15 protein-coding genes and 1 pseudogene are annotated in these 23,279 nt (G+C 65.8%); 14 read left to right on the plus strand and 2 right to left on the minus strand.

Features of this window, described 5'->3' with window-relative positions:
* Positions 1-13 precede the first annotated feature (13 nt).
* The 7 genes from VFO25_11345 to VFO25_11375 all read left to right on the plus strand — a co-directional run bounded on the left by VFO25_11345 (position 14) and on the right by VFO25_11375 (position 7,869).
* Positions 14-604, plus strand: a complete 591-nt coding sequence (locus VFO25_11345) for a hypothetical protein (GenBank protein HET9343496.1) — start codon at positions 14-16, stop codon at positions 602-604.
* Between the two features lie 2 nt (positions 605-606).
* Positions 607-2,559, plus strand: coding sequence for an ABC-F family ATP-binding cassette domain-containing protein (locus VFO25_11350; GenBank protein HET9343497.1), 1,953 nt, complete (start codon positions 607-609; stop codon positions 2,557-2,559).
* Positions 2,560-3,792 (plus strand): methyltransferase domain-containing protein, encoded by a 1,233-nt coding sequence (locus VFO25_11355; protein HET9343498.1) that lies wholly within the window; start codon positions 2,560-2,562, stop codon positions 3,790-3,792.
* A 42-nt stretch (positions 3,793-3,834) separates the two neighbouring features.
* Positions 3,835-4,581: an NTP transferase domain-containing protein gene (locus VFO25_11360; protein ID HET9343499.1), complete on the plus strand. Its 747-nt coding sequence runs from the start codon at positions 3,835-3,837 to the stop codon at positions 4,579-4,581.
* A gap of 3 nt (positions 4,582-4,584) precedes the next feature.
* Positions 4,585-5,841 carry an MFS transporter gene (locus VFO25_11365; GenBank protein HET9343500.1) on the plus strand — a complete coding sequence of 419 codons (1,257 nt, stop codon included), beginning with the start codon at positions 4,585-4,587 and terminating at the stop codon, positions 5,839-5,841.
* A 42-nt stretch (positions 5,842-5,883) separates the two neighbouring features.
* Positions 5,884-6,333 carry a cytochrome c gene (locus VFO25_11370; protein ID HET9343501.1) on the plus strand — a complete coding sequence of 150 codons (450 nt, stop codon included), beginning with the start codon at positions 5,884-5,886 and terminating at the stop codon, positions 6,331-6,333.
* A 123-nt stretch (positions 6,334-6,456) separates the two neighbouring features.
* Complete coding sequence (locus VFO25_11375; protein HET9343502.1) at positions 6,457-7,869, plus strand: deoxyribodipyrimidine photo-lyase; 1,413 nt, start codon at positions 6,457-6,459, stop codon at positions 7,867-7,869.
* 140 nt (positions 7,870-8,009) lie between these two features.
* Here VFO25_11375 and VFO25_11380 read toward each other — a convergent pair whose 3' ends face one another.
* Positions 8,010-8,618 (minus strand): hypothetical protein, encoded by a 609-nt coding sequence (locus VFO25_11380; protein ID HET9343503.1) that lies wholly within the window; start codon positions 8,616-8,618, stop codon positions 8,010-8,012.
* A 151-nt stretch (positions 8,619-8,769) separates the two neighbouring features.
* Between VFO25_11380 and VFO25_11385 the strand changes: the two genes are divergently transcribed.
* On the plus strand, positions 8,770-10,500 hold the full coding sequence (locus tag VFO25_11385) for an ABC transporter ATP-binding protein (protein ID HET9343504.1): 1,731 nt from the start codon (positions 8,770-8,772) through the stop codon (positions 10,498-10,500).
* 119 nt (positions 10,501-10,619) lie between these two features.
* Here the strand turns inward: VFO25_11385 and VFO25_11390 are convergent, their stop codons facing one another.
* Complete coding sequence (locus VFO25_11390) at positions 10,620-11,507, minus strand: glycosyltransferase (protein ID HET9343505.1); 888 nt, start codon at positions 11,505-11,507, stop codon at positions 10,620-10,622.
* 43 nt (positions 11,508-11,550) lie between these two features.
* Between VFO25_11390 and VFO25_11395 the strand changes: the two genes are divergently transcribed.
* The 6 genes and pseudogenes from VFO25_11395 to VFO25_11420 all read left to right on the plus strand — a co-directional run.
* On the plus strand, positions 11,551-12,648 hold the full coding sequence (locus VFO25_11395) for a glycosyltransferase family 1 protein (GenBank protein ID HET9343506.1): 1,098 nt from the start codon (positions 11,551-11,553) through the stop codon (positions 12,646-12,648).
* A 477-nt stretch (positions 12,649-13,125) separates the two neighbouring features.
* On the plus strand, positions 13,126-16,950 hold the full coding sequence (gene rpoB, locus VFO25_11400) for a DNA-directed RNA polymerase subunit beta (GenBank protein ID HET9343507.1): 3,825 nt from the start codon (positions 13,126-13,128) through the stop codon (positions 16,948-16,950).
* An 88-nt stretch (positions 16,951-17,038) separates the two neighbouring features.
* Positions 17,039-20,500 (plus strand): annotated as a pseudogene (rpoC, locus tag VFO25_11405) (DNA-directed RNA polymerase subunit beta').
* A 1,047-nt stretch (positions 20,501-21,547) separates the two neighbouring features.
* Positions 21,548-21,922 carry a 30S ribosomal protein S12 gene (rpsL, locus tag VFO25_11410; GenBank protein HET9343508.1) on the plus strand — a complete coding sequence of 125 codons (375 nt, stop codon included), beginning with the start codon at positions 21,548-21,550 and terminating at the stop codon, positions 21,920-21,922.
* A gap of 1 nt (position 21,923) precedes the next feature.
* On the plus strand, positions 21,924-22,394 hold the full coding sequence (rpsG, locus tag VFO25_11415) for a 30S ribosomal protein S7 (GenBank protein ID HET9343509.1): 471 nt from the start codon (positions 21,924-21,926) through the stop codon (positions 22,392-22,394).
* Between the two features lie 30 nt (positions 22,395-22,424).
* Positions 22,425-23,279, plus strand: an 855-nt coding sequence (locus VFO25_11420) for a GTP-binding protein (GenBank protein HET9343510.1), incomplete at its 3' end; no start/stop codon positions are given.

The raw sequence follows: 23,279 nt of genomic DNA on the forward strand, positions 1-23,279 counted from the left end.
AGGGCGTGATGCGATGAAAACGTATAGTTCGGTCATGAGCGAGCCGAACCATGCGACCGTCGGATGTGCGTTCTCGAGCGACGACGCGATAGTCACCACGATGCGCAAGCTCTCGGACGACGGCATCGTCGCCGGCTGGCGCGTCGGGGCGGTCGACAAAGACAGAGCGGCACGGGTCGCGCGAGCGGTAGGCGCGACCGACGACCTCGACCCGCTCGACCCGTTCTTCGGCGTTCCCGGCGTGGCATCGGGAGCGGACGCGAGCGAAGGCGTCAACCGCGGCGCGGTCTTGGGGGGCGTCGTCGGCGCGCTCGCCGGGCTTGCCGCTGGGCCGACGAACATCGGCGCGCTCATGCCCGTCGATCCGCCGCTTCGGACGCTCGCGGCGTCGCTGCTGTTCTTCGCGGTCGGCGTCGCAGCGGGCGGAGTGCTCGGTGGCGCGTTCGGCAAACGGCCGTCGACCCACGCCGGGTTCCAGCTCATCGACGCCATGGAGGCGGGCGACGTCGCCGCGGTCGGCTCGATCGAGACCGCGCGCATAGACGAGGCGAAGCGCGTGCTCGGCGACGGCGGCGCTGCCGAGATCGTCGTCATCGCGCACTGATCATGGAATGGCTGCGATTCACCGACGTCGAGCGTTTCTACGGCGCCCGGCAAGTGCTCGTCCGGGCGTCGGGCGTCCTTCGCGACGGTGACAAGATCGCGATCGTCGGCGCGAATGGATCCGGCAAGTCGACGCTCGTGCGGATCCTCTCCGGCATCGACGCGGCCGACGGCGGTTCGGTGACTCGCGCGCGCGGCGGTCGCGCCGGTTACGTCGGTCAGGAGGCGCTCGCGGACCCTCAGGCGCGGCTACGCGACGTCATGGACTCCGCTTTTGCGATGGTCGGGGAAGAAGAACGCAAGCTCCGTGCGATGGAAGAGCGGATCGCCGAGGCCGCGCGGCGACGAGATGGAGAAGCCGAATCGAAGCTGTTGAAGGCGTACGCCGAAGCCCGCGAGGCGCACGAGCGGCACGGCGGCGCCGGTTTCGAACGCCGCATGCGATCGATGTTGTCGGCGTTCGGGCTCGGCGAAACCGATCTGGATCAGCCGATCGGCGAGCTTTCCGGCGGACAGCGGACGCGTGCCGCTATCGCGCGGACGCTCCTCGAAGATCCCGACTATCTTATCCTCGACGAGCCGACGAACCACCTCGACCTCGAAGCGACGCGCTTTCTCGAAGACTTGATCGCGCGCGACCGCCGGGCGACGATCGTCGTCTCTCACGACCGCTATTTCCTCGATCGCGTCGCGTCCGTGATCTGGGAGCTCGAAGACGGTGTGATCGCGACGTATCCGCGGCTGGACGGGGCGCCGGCGTACACGGCGTATGTCGATGCGAGGCGCCAGAAGGACGAAGAGGCCAGACGCGTCCACGACCGCTTCGTCGCCGAGCGCGAGCGGCAGCGCGCGGCGATCGCCGAGCTGCGAACGCACGGATCGCATAACTACGCCCAGGTGCGCAGCAGGGAGAAGATGTTCGCCAGGCTCGAGGACCCGGGTGCTCCGAAGGCGAGTCGCGCCCCTGTCGGCGTCCGCCTGACGTCTGCGCGCACGGCGACCCGCGGTTTCGCACTTGTCGCGGACGCGCTCGCCAAGACGTATCGCGAGCGGCTTTTCCTTGATCTTAGCTTCGAGGTCGTCCGCGGCGAGCGGATCGCCGTCGTCGGTCCGAACGGCTCGGGTAAGTCGACGCTGCTCAAGATGATCGCGGGCGTCGTCGCCCCGGATGCAGGATCGATCAAGTTCTCGTCGGGCGTACAGCCTGTCTATTTCTCGCAAGAATCGGCTGTTGAACTCACCGCCGGTGCGCGCGCCGTCGACATCGTCTCGGATGCCGGCCGCGTGAAGCCGCAGCAAGCGCGAGCGCTGCTCGGGCGGATGGGACTCGGCGGCGAGCACGCCGACAAACGAGTCGAGGAGTTCTCCGGTGGCGAGCGCCGCCGGGTCATGCTCGCGCGACTTATGACACGCGAGTCGGACTGCTTGCTGCTCGACGAGCCGACGAACGATCTCGACATCGCAAGCCGCGAAGCGCTCGAAAACGCGCTCGATGGTTTCGTCGGTGCGATGCTGGTCGTCTCGCACGACCGGTATCTGCTCCGCCGCCTCGCGGATCGCGTTCTCGCGCTCCGCGACGGCGAATGGACTTTATTCGACGGCGGCTACGAGGACTTCGAGCGTTCGCTGCGCGACGGCCGGGCGAAAGAAGCCGGTGCTCCCGCACGATCGCCGGCCGATCGATCGTCGGATGACGACGTCGACCGTCCGCTCGTCGTGCTATCGAAGAACAAACGCGCGTCGCTCGAACGCGAGCTCGCGGCGTGCGAGGCGGAGATCGAACGGCTCGAGCAGCGCTGCGGGGAGCTGGAGGCCGCGTACGCCGATCCGGAGCTCTACGGTGATCCCCGGCGAGTCGACGACGTCCGCTCGGAATTGGAATCGGTGCGAGCGGCGACGCAGCGCGCGACGCGCGCGTGGGAACACCTCGTCGAGACGCTCGGCGCAACGACGTAAGTGACGCCCGACGGCGACGTGGCGATAAGTCCGTACGAGGCGCTCGCCTCGTCCGAGGGAGCGGCGCTGCTGTCGGCGCTCGAGGGCTTCGACGAAGAGCATGCTGCGGCCGCGGCACAACGCGCGCGTTCGCTCGCGTCGCCCGATCTCGCGCGCGCGGCGCTCGCGACGTCGTTCGCGCGTCGCCGTGCCGAAGCGTCCGGCAAGTTCGAACATCCTCGTTCGATGTTCTTCACGCGCGCAGGTTACGAACAGGCGACCTCGGACGCGGTCGCGCGCTATCGCGCCGAGCGTTTCGCCGGTCTCGAACTTGTGGCCGACCTATGCTGCGGCATCGGCTCGGATTCGGTCGCGCTCGCACGGCGCGCAGATAGCGTCGATGCATTTGACGTCGATCCCGACGCGCTCGCATGCGCTGCCGGCAACTTGCGCGCGGCGGGTCTCGAGGCCAAATTGCGCGTGACCCTCGGCGACGCGACACGCGTTCCCCTCGATGGCGTTAGCGCTGCCTTCGCCGATCCGTCTCGCCGCCGCGGCCCTGACCGCATTCGCAGCACGGCCGAATACTCGCCGCCGCTCGCCTCGCTTCTCGCGCGCGCACGCGAACTGCCGGAATCGCGGCTGTGCGTCAAGGTGGCGCCGGGGATCGATCTTTCGGATCCGTCGATCAAGGACGCGCTCGGCGATGCTGCGCTCGAAGCCGAGTTCATCTCCGAACGAGGGACGTGTAAGGAGGCAGCGCTATGGTGCGGTACGTTCGCCCGCGACGATGGCGCACGTCGAGCGACCGCCATCGACACGGAGGGCGCGCACGTCTTCGACGGCGACCGGTCTGTCGCCGCGACGGTCTCGCCCGTCCAAGCGTTCGTCGGCGAACCCGATCCGGCGCTCATCCGTGCGGGTCTGATCGGCGCGTTCTCCTCGGCTCGGCATTGGCACGTGCTCGATCGCAGAGTCGCCTACCTTACGACCGACATGACGGAGCCGTCGCACGACCCGTTCGTGCGCTGGTATCGAGTGCGCGACGCGATGGATTTCGGCGTGAAGCGCATCCGCGAGTACTTGCGCGAACGAACCATCGGCAGGCTCGTCGTCAAGACGCGTGCCTTTCCGTTGAAACCGGACGAGATGATCGCCCTCCTCAAACCCCGCGGTCCGAACACGGCAACCCTTATCGTGACGACGATCCAAGAGAAGAAGACCGCGATCGTCTGCGATCCTTGCCGAGCGTGAACCGCGCGAGGGCGTCGTCATAGCGGAAAAGAAGCGCACGGCGTGCTCGATGCGGTCATCACCGCCGGCGGGCGGCTATCGCCCGACGCGGCGGCGCGTTTCGGTTCCGACGTCAAAGCTCTCGTCCGCGTCAACGGCAAGCCGATGATCGCGACGGTCGTCGACGCACTTCGCGCGACGCCCGGCATCGGGCGGATCGCCGTCGTGGGGCCGTCAGCGGCGCGATCGGCGGCGCCCGGCGTCGATCAGTGGATCGACGAGTTTTCGACCGGCGAAGAGAACCTCATCGCTGCGGTCGGCGCGGCGCAGACCGAGCGCATCGTCATGTCGGCGTCGGACTTGCCGTTCGTCACGCCCGCGAGTTACGCGAGCCTCATCGAGAAGACGGGTCCCGATGTCGACGCGGGCTATCCGGTCTTCGGTCGCGACGAGTTCCTGCGGGCGTACCCGCGGGGCCGCAAGCATTTCGCCACGCTCGCGGACGGCGAGTGGACCGGCGCGAGCGCATTCGTGCTCAACCGCTCGCCCCTCGTCAAAGATGACCGGATGATCCGCCGCGCTTTTGGCGCGCGCAAGAGTTTGCTCGCGCTCGCTTTGCTGCTCGGGCCTGCGCTGCTCTTCAAGTTCCTCTTCAAGACGTTGACGCTTGCGGACGTCGAGCAGCGCGCGGGTGCATTGCTCGGCGCGAAGGTCCGAGCCGTTCGCGGCGCGGATCCGGCACTTGCCATGGATTGCGACGACCCGATCGATTTCGCGTACGCGCATGCGGAAGAAGCGAAGGTAGGCTGACGGATGGCGGCAGCGCTGAAACGTCTTGGTAGTCAAGCGGTCTTATCCGCGTTCTGGTTCGCCTGGGAAGTGCACTGGGCCGCGCTGCTCGGCGCGGCGATGCAGGCGCAGACTGCCCGCTTTGTCGCCCCGGGCGCGATCGGCACGGCGACCGCCATCTTGAGCGGTGCGGGCGCCGCATGCTCGATCGTCTCGCAGTACCTCGCCGGCCGCGCATCGGATAGAGCTGGGCGGAGGATCCCGTTCATCGTCGCGGGCACGCTGCTCGACGTCGTCGCGCTCTTCGGGTTCGCGCTGGCGCCGTCGTTCGTCTCGGTCGTGTTCGCCGTCTTCGCGGTCCAGATATCGCTCAACATCGCAGGCGGGCCGTATCAAGCGCTCATCCCCGACAAGGTCCCGCGATCGCGGCAGGGCGGCGCCTCAGCAGTCATGGCGTTCTATCGCCTCGCGGGCAACGCCGTCGGCCTGCTCGCTGCGAAGCGGCTCGTCGTCCAACCTGATCCTGACGTGCCCGCGGCGACGGTGACGCACGGGCTCATCATGCTCGCCATCGTCCTCTCCGTCGTCCTGCTGGCGGCGCTCGCAGTGACGCTCGTCGGCGTTCGCGACGAGCCCGCGCCGAAGGCCGACGATGCCGCATCGAAGCCGGCGGTAGCTTGGCCCGAGCGCGTCTCGTTCGTCTGGCTCGTCGTATCGCGATCACTCGTCAGCATGGGCCTCTACCTGATCTTGCCGTTCTTCGCGTTCTTCCTCCGGTTCGCGCTCCACGTGCAGTCGTATCTGCAGATGAGCCTTGGCGTTTTGCTCGCGATGGTCGGCTTCTCGATCATCGGAACCGTACCGGCGTATCTCTTGGCGGATCGCGTCTCGAAGAAAGCCGTCATGTTCGGCGCTTTGTTCGTGCTTGCGGCGGGTGCGGCCGTGCTCTCGCAACTGCAGAGCACGCAGTACGTCATCGCGGTCGCCATCGCACTCGGCATCGGCTGGGGCGCCTACTATGCGGTCGACTGGGCGCTGGCGTGCAATCTCTTGCCGGCCGGACGGGCCGGCGCCCTCATGGCGATCTGGAACATCGGCGCGTCGGGTCCGCAAGTACTGTCGCCGGCCGTCGGCGGCGTGCTCGTCGATAGGATCGGTGCCGCTGCGAACGATCCGGGCGCGGGGTATAGGCTCGTCTTCGAACTGCTGGCAGTCTACGTGATCTTGGGCGCCGTCGCGCTTGGTTTCGTTCGCGAGCCGAGCGGGGAGGGAAAGATATAGGTAGGCACAAAACGCCCCGCGCAACGGAAGGAGTAGTGCGCTGTGAAGAAATTGCTCGCGGTCTTGACCGTGGTGCTCGCATCAGGCGCGATCGTCGCCGCTTGTTCCGGTAGCTCGAGCTCGGACAACTCGTCATCCTCATCATCCGCCACCGCGGCCGCGACCGACATGTCGGCCGCAACGGCCGCGCCCATGACCAAGTCGACGCTGCCGATCCCGCTCGCGAAACTCAAGAGCATGACGGTCGCAAGCGGGAACGTCGCAGCCGGTAAGGCCGTCTTCGATTCGAACTGCATGAGCTGTCACGGCGCGGGCGCCAAGAACCAGGGTGGACCTGGCCCGACGCTCGCGGGAACGGGCATCAAGGCCGGACAGGTCGCCTTCATGGTGCGCAACCCGGCTGCAATCGATCCTGAGTCCGGCATGCCGAAACTCCCGATCACCGACAAGCAGCTGGCGGACGTTTCGGCCTACGTCGCATCGCTCAAGTAGCAGCGTAGCGATCGTCGCCCACATCGCAGGCCGCCCGGATAACACGGGCGGCCTGTTCGTCGAGCCTCACGGCGCGGGCCGTTGCAGGCGTCACGCTCCGATGCCGGTGAAGCGCAACGCGGGATGACCGTCAGCATCCATTGGTTTCGGCGCGACCTGCGCCTTCGTGACAACCCATCGCTCGCGGCTGCGAACGGGTCGTCCGAACGCGTCTACGGCGCATACGCGCTCGAGGACTTCGAGCCGCTCAACGATCGTCAGCGTGCCTTTGCAGCGGGCTGCATCAAGCAGCTGCGTTCGACGCTCGACAAGCGCGACGCAAGTCTGACCGTGCTCGAGGGCCGAGCGGCCGAGGCGCTGACGTCGATGGCGAAACGGCTTGGCGCCTCGGCGGTACACGTGGCGCGAGCATATTCCGGGCGCGAGTTCGCGCTGCAGCAAAAAATGGGGGAAACGCTCGGCGCGAGCGGGATCGCGTTCCACGTGCATCGCGGACACGCGGTCCAGGAGCCGGAGACGATCGCGGAGCGGAAGGCGGGCGGCGCGACGGGCTATCGAGTGTTCCCGCCCTTCTACGATATATGGAAGTCGATCGGGGTCGACTTCGCGACGCCCGAAAGCTCGTGCACCGCGCGCGATCCGTCGCCCGGTCCGTTGCCGGAGCCGCCGTCGCCGCTCGCGGTGCCGCCGGGAGAAGAAGCAGGCACGAATCAGCTGACGCGCTTCGTCTCCGCTCGGCTCGCGGACTACGCGGTCAACGGCGAATACCCGGCGCGCAACGCGACATCGGGCCTCGGCCCGTATCTACGTTTCGGATGCGTGAGTTCGCGGACGGTTTACCGCGCGGTCGCCGAACGCATGTCGCGCTCGTGGACGCTCGCGCAAGAGCGCATGTCTATGGAGGCGTATTTCCGCCGGCTCGCGCTCGCCGATTTCTTCACGCACCTCGCGAGCTTCGACCGGACGCTCCACGACGAGGCGCTGCAGGAGAAGATGCGTTCGTTCGGCTGGTCGACCGACGCCGGCAAGCTCGAAGCGTGGCTCGAGGGGCGCACCGGGTACCCGTTCGTCGACGCGGCGATGCGCCAGCTGCGCAAAGAGGGCCACGTCCATCAGCGCGCCGGCATCGCCGCGGCGTCATTCTGCTGCTTCGACCTCGGACTCGATTGGCGTGTGGGGCGCGACGCGTGGATGCGCGCATCGATCGAAGCGGACGAGGCGCTGTGCGACGGCAACTGGCAATGGATCGCCGGCGTCGGATCGGATCAAGCGGCGTATCCGAGGATCTACAATCCGGAGAAGCAGGCGCGGCATTTCGACGCGCAAGCCATGTACGTACGGCGCTACTGTCCGGAGCTGACGCGCTTGCCGACGCGAGCCGCGCTCGCGCCGTGGCAGCTCGAGCGGACGCAGCAAGTCGAGCTAGGGTTTTTCTCTCCCGACGACTATCCGCGTCCGATCGTCGATCACGAGGAGGCCGCGCGCGAATTCCTCGCCCGGTACGAAGCGCATCAGGCGAAGGCGGGCGGCTCTTGACGCCCCAGACGTAGGGCCTTGGACCGCGGACGCGGTTCGCTGAGGGAGGCATAGCCATCGCGAACGCAACCGCGCGGTCGAGCGTAAAGCTCGACCGCTCCACTCCGAGGCGACAAGAGCCGCCCGCTGACTGCGGCGGGCTACGCCGCGTACTTCGACGCGAGCTCCGCCGCGATCGGCACCTTGACGCTCTCGCCGCCGTACGCTTTGACGCCGAGATACAGGTCGATGAAGAACCAGATCGGCATTGCGAAGGGGAGGACGAGCGCGCTTTGCCACCCGATGACCGGGAAGTGCGAAGTCGCCGCGTAGATCGCGTATAGCCCGACGCCAAGCGCGTTGACGGCGAGCGATTGCACGACGTTGAAGCGCAGGAACTTCGAGCGCTGCGACTGCAGGAAGAGCACGATCATCGCGACCGGCCAAAGCGGGTAGCACAGGGCGGCGAGCAGCCGATCCTCTGGAGTCGGCGGCGCTTCGACGACCGTGACGCCGGCGCGCGGGGGCGCGGCGGTCTGCGCGGTTGCCGTGAACGTCGGCCGAGGATCGGTCTGCGTTCGAGCGCCGTTGCCGTTCGAACCGCCTTTGATCGCGGTGAGCACCGGTTGGCGCTGCGCCGCGCCCTTCATCGCTTGGCCAAGGCGGCAGCCGGGGCAAAGCGAGTCGACCGCGCAGTGCGTACAGATCTCGTGCCCGCAATCGCGACATAAGACGGCGGTGGGCACGGCGGGATGGTAATAGCAACCCATGGTCGTTGACGGCCTCCATCGACGCAAGGCATGCCGCGCGTCGCGGCATGCGTGTTTGCGGTCGTGTGGCTCTACCGCAAGTATTCGGGCTTTGTTACAGCGCGATTCGCGCGGGATTTAGCGCATCGCGGGGCTAAAGTCAACGTCCCGTATGGTATTCCGCCGCATCCTGGCATACGCCCGGCCGCTCATGGTCAAGATGGTCGTCGGGCTGATCTTCGCGGGCATCGGTTCTGCAGCGACGATCGCCTACTACAAGGTCGGCATGTCGCTCGCGCAAGCCGTCCAGACGCGAAGCCTCACCGAACTGTTCCTGACGCTCGTCGCTTTTCTCGCCCTTAACCTGGTGAAGAACGCCTCATCGTACGCGGGCAGCTACACGATCACGTCGGTCGGTCAACAGGCGGTCGCCAAAGTGCGATCCGACCTGTTCGCGCGCATCCAGTATCTGCCGCTCCAGATATTCGACACGTGGCGCACCGGCGAGCTCATGTCGCGCTTCGACAACGACGTCAACCTGATGGTCGTCGGCGTCTCGTCGATGCCGCTGTTCGTGAGCGCCGCGCTCACGCTCGTCGGTTCGGTCGGCACGATGCTCTACCTCAACTGGAAGCTGACGCTCGTCCTCATCGCGGTGGCGCCGTTCGTGGCGCTCGCCGTGTCGCGCTTCTCGGTGCTCATGCGGCGGACGACGACCGCGTCGCTTTCGCGCATCGCCGACGTCAACGCGATACTCCAGGAGTCGCTCGAGTCGATGCGCGTCGTCAAGGCGTTCGCCCGCGAGCCGTACGAGATGACGCGCTTCACGAACCGCAACGACGCGTATCTCGGCGCGTCGATGAAGTCATCGCAGATCGGGCTGACGCAGACGCCGGTCGTCGACTTCATCGTCACCCTCGGCGTCGCGATCCTCGCCGGCTACTCGTTCCACGAGGTCATCGTCGGCCACCTGACGATCGAGGCGTGGACCGGCTTCTTCACGCTCGCGATCGTCGCGGGAAATCCGGTGAACCAGATCGCGAACTACGTCGGCGACCTCAACAAAGCGATGGTCGGAGCGCGGCGCATCTTCGAGATCCTCGACCTGCCGGTCGAAGTGCCCGATGCGCCCGGCGCGAAGCCGCTGGTCGGCGCGCGCGGCGAGGTCGATCTCGACGACGTCCACTTCGCATACGTCGGCCGCAACGAAGTGCTCAAAGGCGTGACGGCGCACTTCGAGCCCGGTGAAGTCGTCGCGCTCGTCGGGCCGTCGGGCGCAGGCAAGACGACGCTCGTCAATCTCATCCCGCGCTTCTATCGCCCCACGAGCGGTCACGTGCTCGTCGACGGCCACGACATCGCCGGAGTGACGCTCGAATCGCTGCGTTCGTCCATCGCGATCGTTCCACAGGACCCGCAGCTCTTCTCCGACACGATCGAGAACAACATCCGCTATGGACGGCTCGAAGCGACGCAGGAGGAGATCCGCGCTGCCGCTCGTCTCGCGAACGCCGAGGAGTTCATCGCGCGCTTCCCCGAGGGGTATGGTACGAAGGTCGGCGCGCGCGGCATGCGGCTGTCGGGCGGAGAGCGTCAGCGCATCGCGATCGCGCGCGCGATCTTGCGCGACCCGCGGATCCTCATCCTCGACGAAGCGACGTCGTCGCTCGACGCGCAGAGCGAAGCGCTCGTCAACGACGCGCTCGAACATCTCCTCGTCGGCCGGACGACCTTCATCATCGCGCACCGCTTCTCGACGATCCGGCGTGCCTCCACGATCCTCGTGCTCGAGGAAGGCAACGTGGTCGAGCGCGGAACGCACGCCGATCTTGTCACCCGCGGCGGTCTCTACGCGAAGCTGTACGAGACGCAGATCCGCGAACCCGTCGCGCAAGCCGACTAAGCAGTAGTGGTGGGAGCGGTCGACCTTTACGGTCGACCGCCGCGGTGATGTTGGGAGCGGTCGACCTTTACGGTCGACCGCCGCGGTCTCGCATGGAAATGTGCGCAGATCCGGGAGGACTAAGCGATGCGGCCCCAGCGAGCCCCCGCTTCGAGCTTTCGAAAAGCGATGAGCCTCGCGTAGTTCGCGCGCCGTACGCCGCGTCGAAGCCGTTCGAGCAGGCTCACCTGCGAGAACAGCGCGTCGACGGCCGCCAGCGTCGGCGCCCACTCGATCCGCAGCGCATCGACCGTCGGCCGCACCGCTGGCGGATGCTCTCCGTCGAACCGCATGACGTCGGGCCGGAACCGTCCCCAGGCTTGTGCGGCGTCGACGCCGGCGAGCTCGTCGTCGGTAGGAGCGAATCCGGGTTGACCGAGCGAGCTGTAGAGCCGGCTTTTCTCCCATTCCATCCGCGGCGTGACGACGTGCCCGTAATGCCCCCAGACGAACGGGAGGGTGACGCGTCTGCCGAGCGGTTCGAGCCGTTCATGAACGAGTCCGAGCCAACGGCGGTCGCCTCGCCCGCGGAAGAAACATAGGCGTCGCTCGACGCTGACCCACCATGAGAACGATCCGACGAAATGGCGGCTATAGCCGTCGACCGCGTCGACGTCTGCCGGCAGGGACGGCAGCAGCCGCGCCATCGCGGCGAGTTCGGTGCCGTGGACCTCATCGGCGTCGACGAAGAGCGTCCACGCGCCGCGCAGCTCGACCGGTGTCGCGTCGATGCAGGCGTTGCGAGCCGACGCGAAACCTTCGAACGACGTCCGGATGACGATCAGACGACCGTCTTTGCCAAGCCTCGAGGTTTGGAGGAAATCGTCGTTCGCCCCCGGGATGGAACCGCCGTTATCATTGATGACTGCGACCGCGCACGCATCGGCGATCGATTCGAGCACGGCGGCGAGATACGGCTCGCGCCTGCGCCCGATTATGAGATGCGCGACGATATCGTTGCGCGGCATGGTGCCCTTTTGAACGCGTCAGCACGGCACACCTAGGAGCCTGATGGGTCTGCACATCGGCGTCGACGCCTGGAATCTCGCCGACGATCGGCGAGGCATAGGCCGCTACGTCCGCATGATCCTCGGGCGCTGGGCGCGCTTCGACCGCCGGCGCGTGCGCGCGACGCTCGTCATACCCGAGCGCTTCACGTGGTTCGAGAAGCGCCGCTATTTGAAGACGCTCGATTTCGACCCGCCGGCCGTCAGACACCGAGAGTCGGTGGCGCGCTGCGGGTTCGACGCGCTGTGGTTCCCTTGGAACGGACTCAGCTGGACGGCGAGCGGCGTCAAGATCGCGACCGTCCACGACGGTTTCTTCTTCGCGTGGCCGCCGCCCGATCCCGCGATCGCGGCGCGCGAGCAGTCCCCGGTACGGACAGCCGCTCGCGAAGCCTCCCAGATAATCACCGACTCGCATTTCTCGAAAGCCGAGCTCATGCGTTATCTCGGCTTGCCGAGCGAGCGCATCGACGTCGTCCACCTCGGGGTCGACCCGGTGATGCTCGCGCAGCGGCACGAGCCCGCAGCTTTCGAAGGCGCGTCGCGTTACGTGCTGTTCGTCGGCGAGCTTGAAAGCCGCAAAGGCATCGACACGCTCCTCGAAGCGGCGGGTCGGCTACCGGAACCGCTGCGCTCGGACACCGTTATCGCGATCGCCGGCCACTTATCGGAGCGGCCGGATCTTCACGGTCATCCGATCCCGAAGCCGCCTCCCGGCGTTCGACTCGAGATCCTCGGCCATGTGAGCGACGCGAGGCTGCGATCGCTTTATGCGGGAGCGGCCGCGTTCGTCTTCCCGTCAAGGTATGAGGGCTTCGGACTACCGGTGCTCGAGGCCATGGCGTGCGGGGCGCCGGTGATCGCGTCGGACGCCGCGAGCATTCCCGAGGCCGGCGGCGAGGCGGCTCTGTACTTTCCAGTAGGTGATGCGCCCGCGCTCGCGGGCGCGATCGAGCGCATCCTCACCGACGATTCGCTCGCGACCCGACTGCGCGAGGCCGGCTTGAAGCGAGCCGAAGCTATGCCGTGGGATACGACCGCCGAGCAGACGCTCGAGATCTTCGAGCGCGTCGTCGCGGAGGCGAAATCAAAGAAGCGGTAGCGGTCGAGCTTTAGCTCGACCTGCGCGATTTTGCCTGAACGAGGGCGCAGATAGCGGAGCTAATTCCGAGCGGTCGGATCTCCATCGAGAGGTGGGACCTTGTGGCGAGGCGAAGTAGCGGCCATAGGGTGGTGACCCTGGCAAAACTAAATCGATTTGGCTCGGCCAATTCTGGCTGTCGGGACGCGAGGGATGCGTCTTGACTGTCCATCTTTTTGTGCTATAATCGTAACCTATGTCACTCTGGGACGACTGCGCGTGGAACCGGCGTCGGCTCGAGCTGAAAGGCTCGCCATAACACCGCCGGACACGACGACCGGCTTCGTCCCTTTTAGTTTCGACCCCGACATGCGCGCCGATCGCGCGCACGACAAATGAGGCGGTGGACCAGGCCGTAGTCCGCTGCCTATCGCGCCGCAAAGCGCTCCTCGAATCCACCCCTCGCCGCACAGAATCGCCGCATAGAAGATGAAGAGCGTGAAAGAAACCAAAGCCCGCACGACCCGCACGTCCAAAGAGCCGAAGGCACCGAAGGCCCCGCGCGCTTCGCGCGCCGCGAAGCCGAAGGTACCGGCGAAGAAGAAGCCGGTCGTCTCGCGTCCGGCTGCGCGCCCGCGTCAGATCCGGCCGATGGCGCGCCTCGCGCGTCTCACCGATCCGCGCGCCGCGCTCGAATCGCTCATCGAGACCAAGGGCGTCGTTCAAGCCGTCGAGGGTGCCGGCGCGGATCTCAAGCCGCCCGGTCTTCGCCGCGAGCGCTTCACGTTCGCGAAGATCCCGCACGTCCTCGACGTGCCGGATCTCATCGAGCTGCAGCGCGACTCGTTCAACTGGTTCATCACCGAGGGTCTGCGCGAGGCGTTCACCTCGATATCGCCTATCAAGGATTTCACCGGCAACCTCGTCCTCGAGTTCGGCGAGCACAGCCTCGGCGAGCCGAAGTACTCGGTCGAGGAATGCCGCGAGCGCGACATGACCTATTGCGCTCCGCTGCGCGTGCGCGTCCGCCTCATCACGTCCGAGTCCGGCGAGATCAAGGGTATCCCGGATCAAGAGATCTTCATGGGCGACTTCCCGCTCATGACCGAGAAGGGCACCTTCCTCATCAACGGTGCGGAGCGCGTGATCGTCAGCCAGCTCGTGCGCTCGCCTGGCGTCTACTTCCTACAGGACACCGATACGAACACGCGGCCCATCTACACCGCGACGGTCATCCCGAACCGCGGTGCTTGGATCGAATTCGAGAGCGACAACGGCAGCAAGAACGACACGACCGAGGGCACGATCGGCGTCCGGATCGACAAGACGCGTAAGATCATGGTGACGACCTTCGTCCGCGCGCTCGACAAGAAGTACGAGACGGACGAAGCGCTCATGGCCTTGTTCGCGGACCCGAAGACGGGCGAAGTGCCGCCGATCATCCTCAACTGTCTCGAGAAAGACAAAGATGTCAAGACGCGCGAAGACGCGCTGAAAGAGATCTACAAGAAGCTGCGCCCCGGCGAACCGGAAAATCCGGACAACGCCGAGACGTTGCTGCGCAATACGTTCTTCGACGAGAAGCGCTACGATCTCGCCAACGTCGGCCGCTACAAGCTCAATCGCAAGCTCGAGCGCCAGTTCGCGATCATGAACGTCGAGGCGCCGCGCATCGAGGACCTCAAAGACTCGCACGGCCGCGTCAAGGAAAAGGCCGTCCGCCACCTGACGAAAGACGACATCATCGCCGTCGTCCGTCAGCTGCTCGAGGTCGTCTCCGGCACGCAGAACATCGACGACATCGATCACCTCGGCAACCGGCGCATCCGGTCGGTCGGCGAACTCTTGCAGAACCAATTCCGCGTCGGCTTGCTCCGGCTCGAGCGCGTCGTGCGCGAGCGCATGACCGTCCAAGACATCGAGACGGTGACGCCGCAGGTGCTCATCAACATCCGGCCGGTGGTCGCGGCCATCAAGGAGTTCTTCGGGTCGAGCCAGCTCTCGCAGTTCATGGACCAGACGAACTCGCTCGCCGAGCTGACGCATAAGCGGCGTTTGTCGGCGCTCGGTCCTGGCGGTCTGTCGCGCGAGCGCGCGGGCTTCGAGGTCCGCGACGTCCACCACAGCCACTACGGCCGGATCTGCCCGATCGAGACGCCGGAAGGTCCGAACATCGGACTCATCGGTTCGCTCGCGACGTACGCGCGCGTCAACAAGTACGGTTTCATCGAGACGCCGTACCGGATCGTCCGTAAGGGCGTCGTCACCGGCGACATCATCTACCTGACGGCCGACGAAGAGGACCAGTTCCGTATCGCGCAGGCGAACTCGGAGCTCGATTCGCGCAACCGGCTCATCAACGAGCGCGTCGTCTGCCGCTATGCCGAAGAGTACATCGAGTCGAGCCCGGCCGACGTCCACCTCATGGACGTCTCGCCGAAGCAGATCGTCTCGGTCGCGACGGCGCTCATCCCGTTCCTCGAGCACGACGACGCGAACCGCGCGCTCATGGGCGCGAACATGCAGCGCCAAGCCGTGCCGCTTTTGAAGCCGGACTCGCCGCTCGTCGGCACCGGCGTCGAATATCGGACGGCGAAGGACTCGGGCGGCGTCGTCGTCGCCGAAGAGTCGGGTGAAGTCGTCGGCGTCACGGCCGACCTCATCGAGATCAAGAACAAGGCGGGCATCGTCCGGCGCTACCCGCTGCTCAAGTACATGCGCTCGAACGCGGGCACGTGCATCAACCAGACGCCGATCGTGAGCAAGGGCGAGCATATCCGCAAGGGCACGATCATCGCCGACGGACCGTCGAGCGACGGCGGCGAGCTTTCGCTCGGACAAAACGTGCTCGTCGCGTTCATGCCGTGGGAAGGCTTCAACTACGAAGACGCGATCCTCATCTCCGAGAAGCTCGTCAAGGAAGACCGCTTCACCTCGATCCACATCGAGGAGTACGAGTGCGAGGCGCGCGACACGAAGCTCGGCCCTGAAGAGATCACGCGCGACATCCCCAACGTCGGCGAGGATGCGCTCCAGGACCTCGACGAGCAAGGCATCATCCGCATCGGAGCGGAGGTCCGGCCTGAGGACATCCTCGTCGGCAAGGTGACGCCGAAGGGCGAGACCGAGCTGACCGCGGAGGAGCGCCTGCTGCGCGCGATCTTCGGCGAGAAGTCGCGCGAAGTCCGCGACACGTCGCTGAAAGTGCCCCACGGCGAAAAGGGCAAAGTCATCGACGTCAAGGTCTTCAAGCGCGAGAACGGCGACGAACTGTCGCCGGGCGTCAACGAACTCGTCCGCGTCTACGTCGCGCAGAAGCGCAAGATCTTGCAGGGCGACAAGATGGCGGGCCGCCACGGCAACAAGGGCGTCATCGCGAAGGTGCTGCCCGAAGAAGACATGCCGTATCTCCCCGACGGCACGCCGATCGAGATCGTGCTCAATCCGCTCGGCGTTCCGAGCCGTATGAACGTCGGCCAGATCATGGAGACGCACCTCGGCTGGGCCGCGAAGCTGCTCGGCACGTACATCGCGACGCCGGTCTTCGACGGCGCGCGTGCGTCCGACATCCGCGAATGGCTCGAGCGCTCGAATCTGCCGCCGAGCGGCAAGACGATTCTTTACGACGGCCGCACCGGCGAGTCGTTCAACCGCGACGTCACCGTCGGCTACATCTACATGCTCAAGCTCGCGCATCTCGTCGACGACAAGATCCACGCGCGCTCGACCGGCCCATACTCGATGATCACGCAGCAGCCGCTCGGCGGTAAAGCGCAGTTCGGCGGCCAGCGCTTCGGCGAGATGGAGGTCTGGGCGCTCGAGGCGTACGGTGCCGCGTACACGCTTCAAGAGCTGCTGACCGTGAAGTCCGACGACGTCGTCGGCCGCGTCAAGACGTACGAAGCGATCGTCAAAGGCGAGAACGTCCTCGAGCCGGGCGTGCCCGAGTCGTTCAAGGTGCTCATCAAAGAGCTGCAAGCGCTCGCGCTCGACGTCAAAGTGCTGACGGAGAACCGCGAGGAGATCGAGATCCGGCTCACCGACGAAGACATGAGCGAGAAGGCGAGCGAGATCGGATTGCTCATGGGCGATGAGGATCCGAAGCTCGTCGCACCCGCCCCGACGACCGCCGCATCGCGCCCGCGCCGCGCGGGTGCGGAAGGTGACGGCGAAGAGTCCGAGGCGTTGCCCGCGGCGACGAGCACTGCGGTGCTCGAGCCCGAGCCCGACGAGGACGAAGACGAAACGGATCTCGGCGATGCGCTGTCGCTCGAGTCGCTCGGCGACGCGGGCCTCGGTTCGATCGAGGACGTAGAGCCGTAAAGTACAGGATCGTGATCGGGCGCGCCCTCGCGGGCGCGCCGGTCGAGATGAATCTCGACCGCTCCCATGTCGTTTTGATGGATAACAAATGCTAGACGTAAATAATTTTGACGCGATGAAGATCGGGCTCGCGAGCCCGGAACAGATCCGCGCGTGGTCGTTCGGCGAAGTGAAGAAGCCGGAGACCATCAACTACCGTACGCTCAAGCCCGAGCGCGACGGTCTTTTCTGCGAGAAGATATTCGGCCCGACCAAAGACTGGGAGTGCCACTGCGGCAAGTACAAGCGCATCCGCTTCAAGGGCATGATCTGCGACCGCTGCGGCGTCGAGATCACGCGCGCGAAGGTGCGCCGCGAGCGCATGGGTCACATCGAGCTCGCGACGCCGGTGTCGCATATATGGTATTTCAAGGGCGTGCCCTCGCGTATCGGCATCCTGCTCGATATGTCGCCGCGTCAGCTCGAGAAGGTCATCTACTTCGCCGCGTACATCGTCATCGATCCCGGCGGAACGCCGCTCGAGAAGCGCGAGATCCTGACCGAACAGAAGTATCGCGAACATCGCGAGAAGTACGGCAACGCGTTCCGCGCCGGCATGGGCGCCGAGGCTATCCGCGAGCTGCTGCGCGATCTCAACCTGCACAAGCTGCAGGCGGAGCTGCGTTCCGAGTTCCAGGAGACGAGCGGTCAGAAGCGCATCAAGGCGATCAAGCGCCTCGAAGTCGTCGAAGCGTTCCTCTCGTCGGGCAACAAGCCCGAGTGGATGGTACTGTCGTGCATCCCGGTCATCCCGCCCGAACTGCGCCCGATGGTGCAGCTCGACGGCGGCCGGTTCGCGACGTCCGACCTCAACGATCTCTACCGCCGCGTCATCAACCGCAACAACCGGTTGAAGCGGCTGCTCGAGCTGTCCGCGCCCGAGATCATCATCAAGAACGAGAAGCGCATGCTGCAGGAAGCGGTCGATGCGCTCGTCGACAATGGTCGCCGCGGGCGTCCGGTGACGGGTCCGAACAACCGGCCGCTCAAGTCGCTCTCCGACATCCTCAAGGGCAAGCAGGGCCGGTTCCGCCAGAACTTGCTCGGCAAGCGCGTCGACTACTCGGGCCGTTCGGTCATCGTCGTCGGTCCGAACCTCAGGCTCCATCAGTGCGGTCTGCCGAAAGAGATGGCGCTCGAGCTCTTCAAGCCGTTCGTCATGAAGAAGCTCGTCGACCGCGGCCAAGCGCACAACATCAAGAGCGCGAAGCGCATGGTCGAGCGGGTGCGGCCGGAGGTCTGGGACGTCCTCGATGAGGTCATCAAGGATCATCCGGTGCTGCTCAACCGCGCTCCGACGCTCCACCGCCTCGGCATCCAGGCGTTCGAGCCCGTGCTCGTCGAGGGCAAGGCGATCCAGATCCATCCGCTCGTCTGCACGCCGTACAACGCCGACTTCGACGGCGACCAGATGGCCGTCCACCTGCCGCTCTCCGCGGGCGCGCAGGCGGAGGCGCGCATCCTCATGCTCTCGAGCAACAACATCTTGCTGCCGGCGTTCGGCAATCCCGTGTCGATCCCGACGCAAGACATGGTGCTCGGCTTGTACTACCTGACGATCGACTCCGATACGGCCGCGCAGAAGAACGGCCGCAAGGACGACAAGGGCAAGGCCGTGCCGCGCTCGTTCTTCAACGAGAAAGAAGCGCAGATCGCGTACGACTGCAAAGCGATCACCTTGCACGAACCGATCATCGTGCGTTGGCGCGATGCCGGTACGATCGAGACGACGATGGGGCGCATCATCTTCAACTGCGCGCTCCCCGAGCATTGGCACCATCCGTTCCTCAACCAGACGATCGACAAGAAAGGCCTCCAGAAGTTCATCGCCGAGTGCTATCGCCGCTACGGCAACGCACAGACGGCGGGCTTCCTCGATGCGATCAAGACGCTCGGTTTCCGTTTCGCGACGGTCTCGGGCACGACCGTGTCGATCGACGACATCGTCATCCCGGACAAGAAGTACGAGCTCATCGCGAGCGCGGACAAGCGCGTCACGGACATCGACGATCTGTACAAGCAAGGCTTGCTCTCCGAGGACGAGCAGTACAACAAGACGATCGACATCTGGACGAAGACCGGCGATGAAGTGACGCAGGCCATGCTCGAGCAGCAGAACCGCCTCAACCCGATCTTCATGATGGCGACTTCGGGTGCGCGCGGCTCGATCGCCCAGGTGAAGCAGATCGCCGGCATGCGCGGCCTCATGGCCGACCCGTCCGGACGGATCTTGAGCATCCCGATCAAAGCGAACCTCAAAGAAGGTCTGACGGTGCTCGAGTACTTCATCTCGACGCACGGCGCGCGCAAGGGTCTCGCCGATACCGCGCTGCGGACGGCCGACTCGGGTTATCTGACGCGCCGTCTCGTCGACGTCGCGCAAGATGTCATCGTGCGGGAAGAGGACTGCAAGACGACCGACGGCATCACGGTGAGCGACATCGCCGTGGGCAAGGAGATCATCGAGCCGCTCCACATGCGGATCGTCGGTCGCTATTGCCTCGACGACATCCCCGATCCCGAAGGCGGACGCGGCGACTACATCGTCCGCGCCGGCGAAGAGATCGACGAGGACAAGGCGACGCGCATCGTCGCGGCCGGCTTCAAACAGGTGCGCATCCGTTCGGTGCTCACGTGCGAGGCGCGCGTCGGGGTCTGCGCGGTCTGCTACGGGCGTAACCTCGCGACCGGCGGGCAGGTCGACATCGGCGAAGCGGTGGGCATCATCGCGGCGCAGTCGATCGGCGAGCCGGGCACGCAGCTGACGCTGCGCACGTTCCACACGGGCGGCGTCGCGTCGGAGGACATCATCACCGGTCTGCCGCGCGTCGAGGAGCTCTTCGAAGCGCGCAAGCCGAAAGGCCAAGCGATCATCACCGAGCATACCGGCGGCCTGCACATCACCGAAGAGAAGGGTCTGCGCGAGGTCATCGTCACCGACGCGGAAGGCGAGGAGCACGTCTACGAGATCCCGTTCAACGTGCATCTCACCGTCCAAGACGGACAGCACGTCGCGGCGGGCGATCAGCTCATCGAGGGCTCGATCAATCCGCACGACATCCTGCGCATCAAGGGCGAGACGGCGCTGCAGAACTACCTCGTGCAAGAAGTGCAGAAGGTCTACAAGAGCCAGGGCGTCGACATCAACGACAAGCACATCGAAGTCATCGTGCGCAGCATGCTTCGCAAGAAGAAGATCACGGACAGCGGCGACACGCGCCTGCTGCCCGGTCAGATGCTCGACGGCGAGAAGTTCTTCGAAGAGAACGGGAAGGCTGCCGCCGACGGGCGCGAGCCGGCGAAGGCGGACACGGTGCTGCTCGGCGTGACGAAGGCCTCGCTCGCGACGGAGTCGTTCTTGTCGGCTGCGTCGTTCCAAGAGACGACGCGCGTTCTCACCCAAGCGGCCATCGAGGGCAAATACGATCCGCTGCTCGGCCTCAAGGAGAACGTCATCATCGGCAAGCTCATCCCGGCCGGCACCGGCATGCAGGTGTACAGGAACATCCGGGTCGAGCCCACCGACGACGCCCGTTCGTCGGCCTTCCCGCCCGGCACCTACGCCGAACCCGAGACCTACGCCTTCGGCCAGGGCTCCGGCGAGGCAGTGCCGCTGGAAGAGTACGACTTCGGCTCCTACAACAGGTAAGCCCAGGCACAGAAGGGGCTGGCGTCCGCTTGAAAAGCGACCGCCAGCCCCTTTTCATTTGAACCAGAACGCCGGTAGTTTCACCCGGCGCGGCCCGCGTGGCGCCAGACCCCCCGGTCAGAGCCCTCAGTCAGAGCCCCCGGTCAGCGGGCTCGTTGGCGCCATCAACACGCTCTCGCGCCGTGGTGCACGTTCCACCGTTTTGCCGGCTGCGGCCTGCGGCTCGCAGCCCCGGCCGGCACCGGGACCGGCACCCGCACCGGGACCGGGGTCGGCACCGGCACCCACACCCGGACCGGCACCCACACCGGCCACCACATTTCCGACATGTACGTATATGTGCCGCTGGCGGCCACGTGGCCAGCGAGTCGATTGCGCAATCGGCACGCTCTAGCGGGATCGATTGCGCAATTGGCACGCTGCGGACGGTGCGGCGTCGGCGCGGCCGCCGGGCCGGCGCGGCCGCCCGGCCGGGGCGGACGGGGGTGGGAATGCGGCGGCGGGGGCGGGGCGTTGGAGATGACTGGTGAGGGAGCGATCCTTGCGTGCGCGCTGATTTTGCTTGGTGCGCTCGGCATGGTAGTTTTTTCATTCGTGTCCGTGTGCGCATGGGCACGTAAGCGTGCCAGCTGACGGCGTGACCTAGTGCGGTGTTGACCTGGTTCTAGGCAGGCGATGGCTGGAAACGTGGGTTTCCTTCCCCTTTGGTGCGGCTCTGCATGAGCCGCTGATGCCCGGGCTGTGCGCCCGCTGACCTCCGGTCAGCGCGACACGCCCGACCTCGGGGGTCGGCGGAGGATAGGAAACCGCAGGTAGGGGGCCTACCTGAGGTCCCCGAAGGCCTCGGGGAGGGCCTGAATTTTAGCCGGAACGACAGCGGAAACGCCAACACGAATTACGGAGACGCGGTTGCCCACGATCCAGCAGCTGGTCCGCAAGGGCCGCCAGGACAAGGTAGCGAAGAACAAGACGCCTGCGCTCAAGGAGAGCCCGCAGCGCCGTGGCGTTTGCACGCGTGTCTACACGACCACGCCGAAGAAGCCGAACTCGGCCCTGCGCAAGGTCGCCAGGGTCCGGCTCACCAGTCAGATCGAGGTCACCGCGTACATCCCCGGAGTCGGCCACAACCTGCAGGAGCACTCCATCGTGCTCGTGCGCGGTGGCCGGGTGCGGGATCTTCCCGGCGTCCGCTACAAGATCATCCGCGGGTCACTGGACACCCAGGGCGTGCGCAACCGTAAGCAAGCTCGGAGCCGGTACGGAGCGAAGAAGGAGAAGAGCTGAGATGCCTCGCAAGGGTCCCGCGACGAAGCGGCAGCTTGTCACCGATCCGGTCTACGGCTCGCCGCTGGTAACCGCGCTCGCCAACAAGGTCCTCAAGGACGGCAAGCGTTCGCTCGCCGAGCACATCGTGTACGGGGCACTGGAGGGCTGCCGGGACAAGACCGGCAACGACCCGGTGATCACCCTCAAGCGCGCGCTGGACAACGTCAAGCCGACGCTGGAGGTCAAGAGCCGCCGGGTCGGCGGCGCGACCTACCAGGTGCCGGTCGAGGTCCGTGCGTCCCGCAGCACCACGCTGGCGCTGCGGTGGATCGTCGCCTACTCGCGGCAGCGCCGGGAGAAGACGATGACCGAGCGGCTCATGAACGAGCTGCTGGACGCGAGCAATGGCCTCGGCGCGAGCGTCAAGCGCCGGGAGGACACACACAAGATGGCGGAGTCCAACAAGGCCTTCGCCCACTACCGCTGGTAATCACAAAGACGTAAAGAGAACTGAGGAATCGTGGCCACCCAGACCGCCGTAGACCTCGCCAAGGTCCGCAACATCGGGATCATGGCGCATATCGACGCGGGCAAAACCACTACGACCGAACGCATCCTGTTCTACACCGGCATCAACTACAAGATCGGTGAGGTTCATGAGGGCGCGGCCACCATGGACTGGATGGAGCAGGAGCAGGAACGCGGCATTACCATCACCTCTGCCGCTACCACGACGAGCTGGCTCGGCCACACCATCAACATCATCGACACCCCAGGCCACGTGGACTTCACCGTCGAGGTGGAGCGCTCGCTGCGGGTGCTGGACGGCGCGGTCGCGGTATTCGACGCGGTCGCCGGCGTCGAGCCCCAGTCCGAGACCGTGTGGCGGCAGGCCAACCGGTACGGCGTACCGCGGATCTGCTTCGTCAACAAGATGGACCGGGTCGGTGCCGAGTTCCACCGCTGCGTGGAGATGATCAGCGACAGGCTTGGTGCCACCCCCTTGGTCATTCAGCTGCCGTGGGGCGTGGAGTCCGACTTCCGCGGTGTCATCGACTTGGTGCGGATGCGCGCTCTGCTGTGGCAGACCGAGGGCAAGGGCGACAAGTACGACGTCGTGGCCATTCCCGGCGACCACGAAGAGGCCGCGAGGGAGTGGCGGGACAAGCTGCTCGAGACCACCGCCGAGCATGACGACGAGATGATGGAGCTGTACCTGGAGGGCATCGAGCCCACCGCCGAGCAGCTTGAGGCCGGCATCAGGCGAGCCACCATCGCTGGCGCTGTCACCCCGGTGCTGTGCGGGACCGCGTTCAAGAACAAGGGCGTCCAGCCCATGCTCGACGCGATCGTGGACTACCTGCCCAGCCCGGTC

The sequence above is a fragment of the Candidatus Eremiobacteraceae bacterium genome, from assembly GCA_035710745.1.
In the GTDB taxonomy this organism is placed as follows: Bacteria; Vulcanimicrobiota; Vulcanimicrobiia; order Eremiobacterales; family Eremiobacteraceae; genus JANWLL01.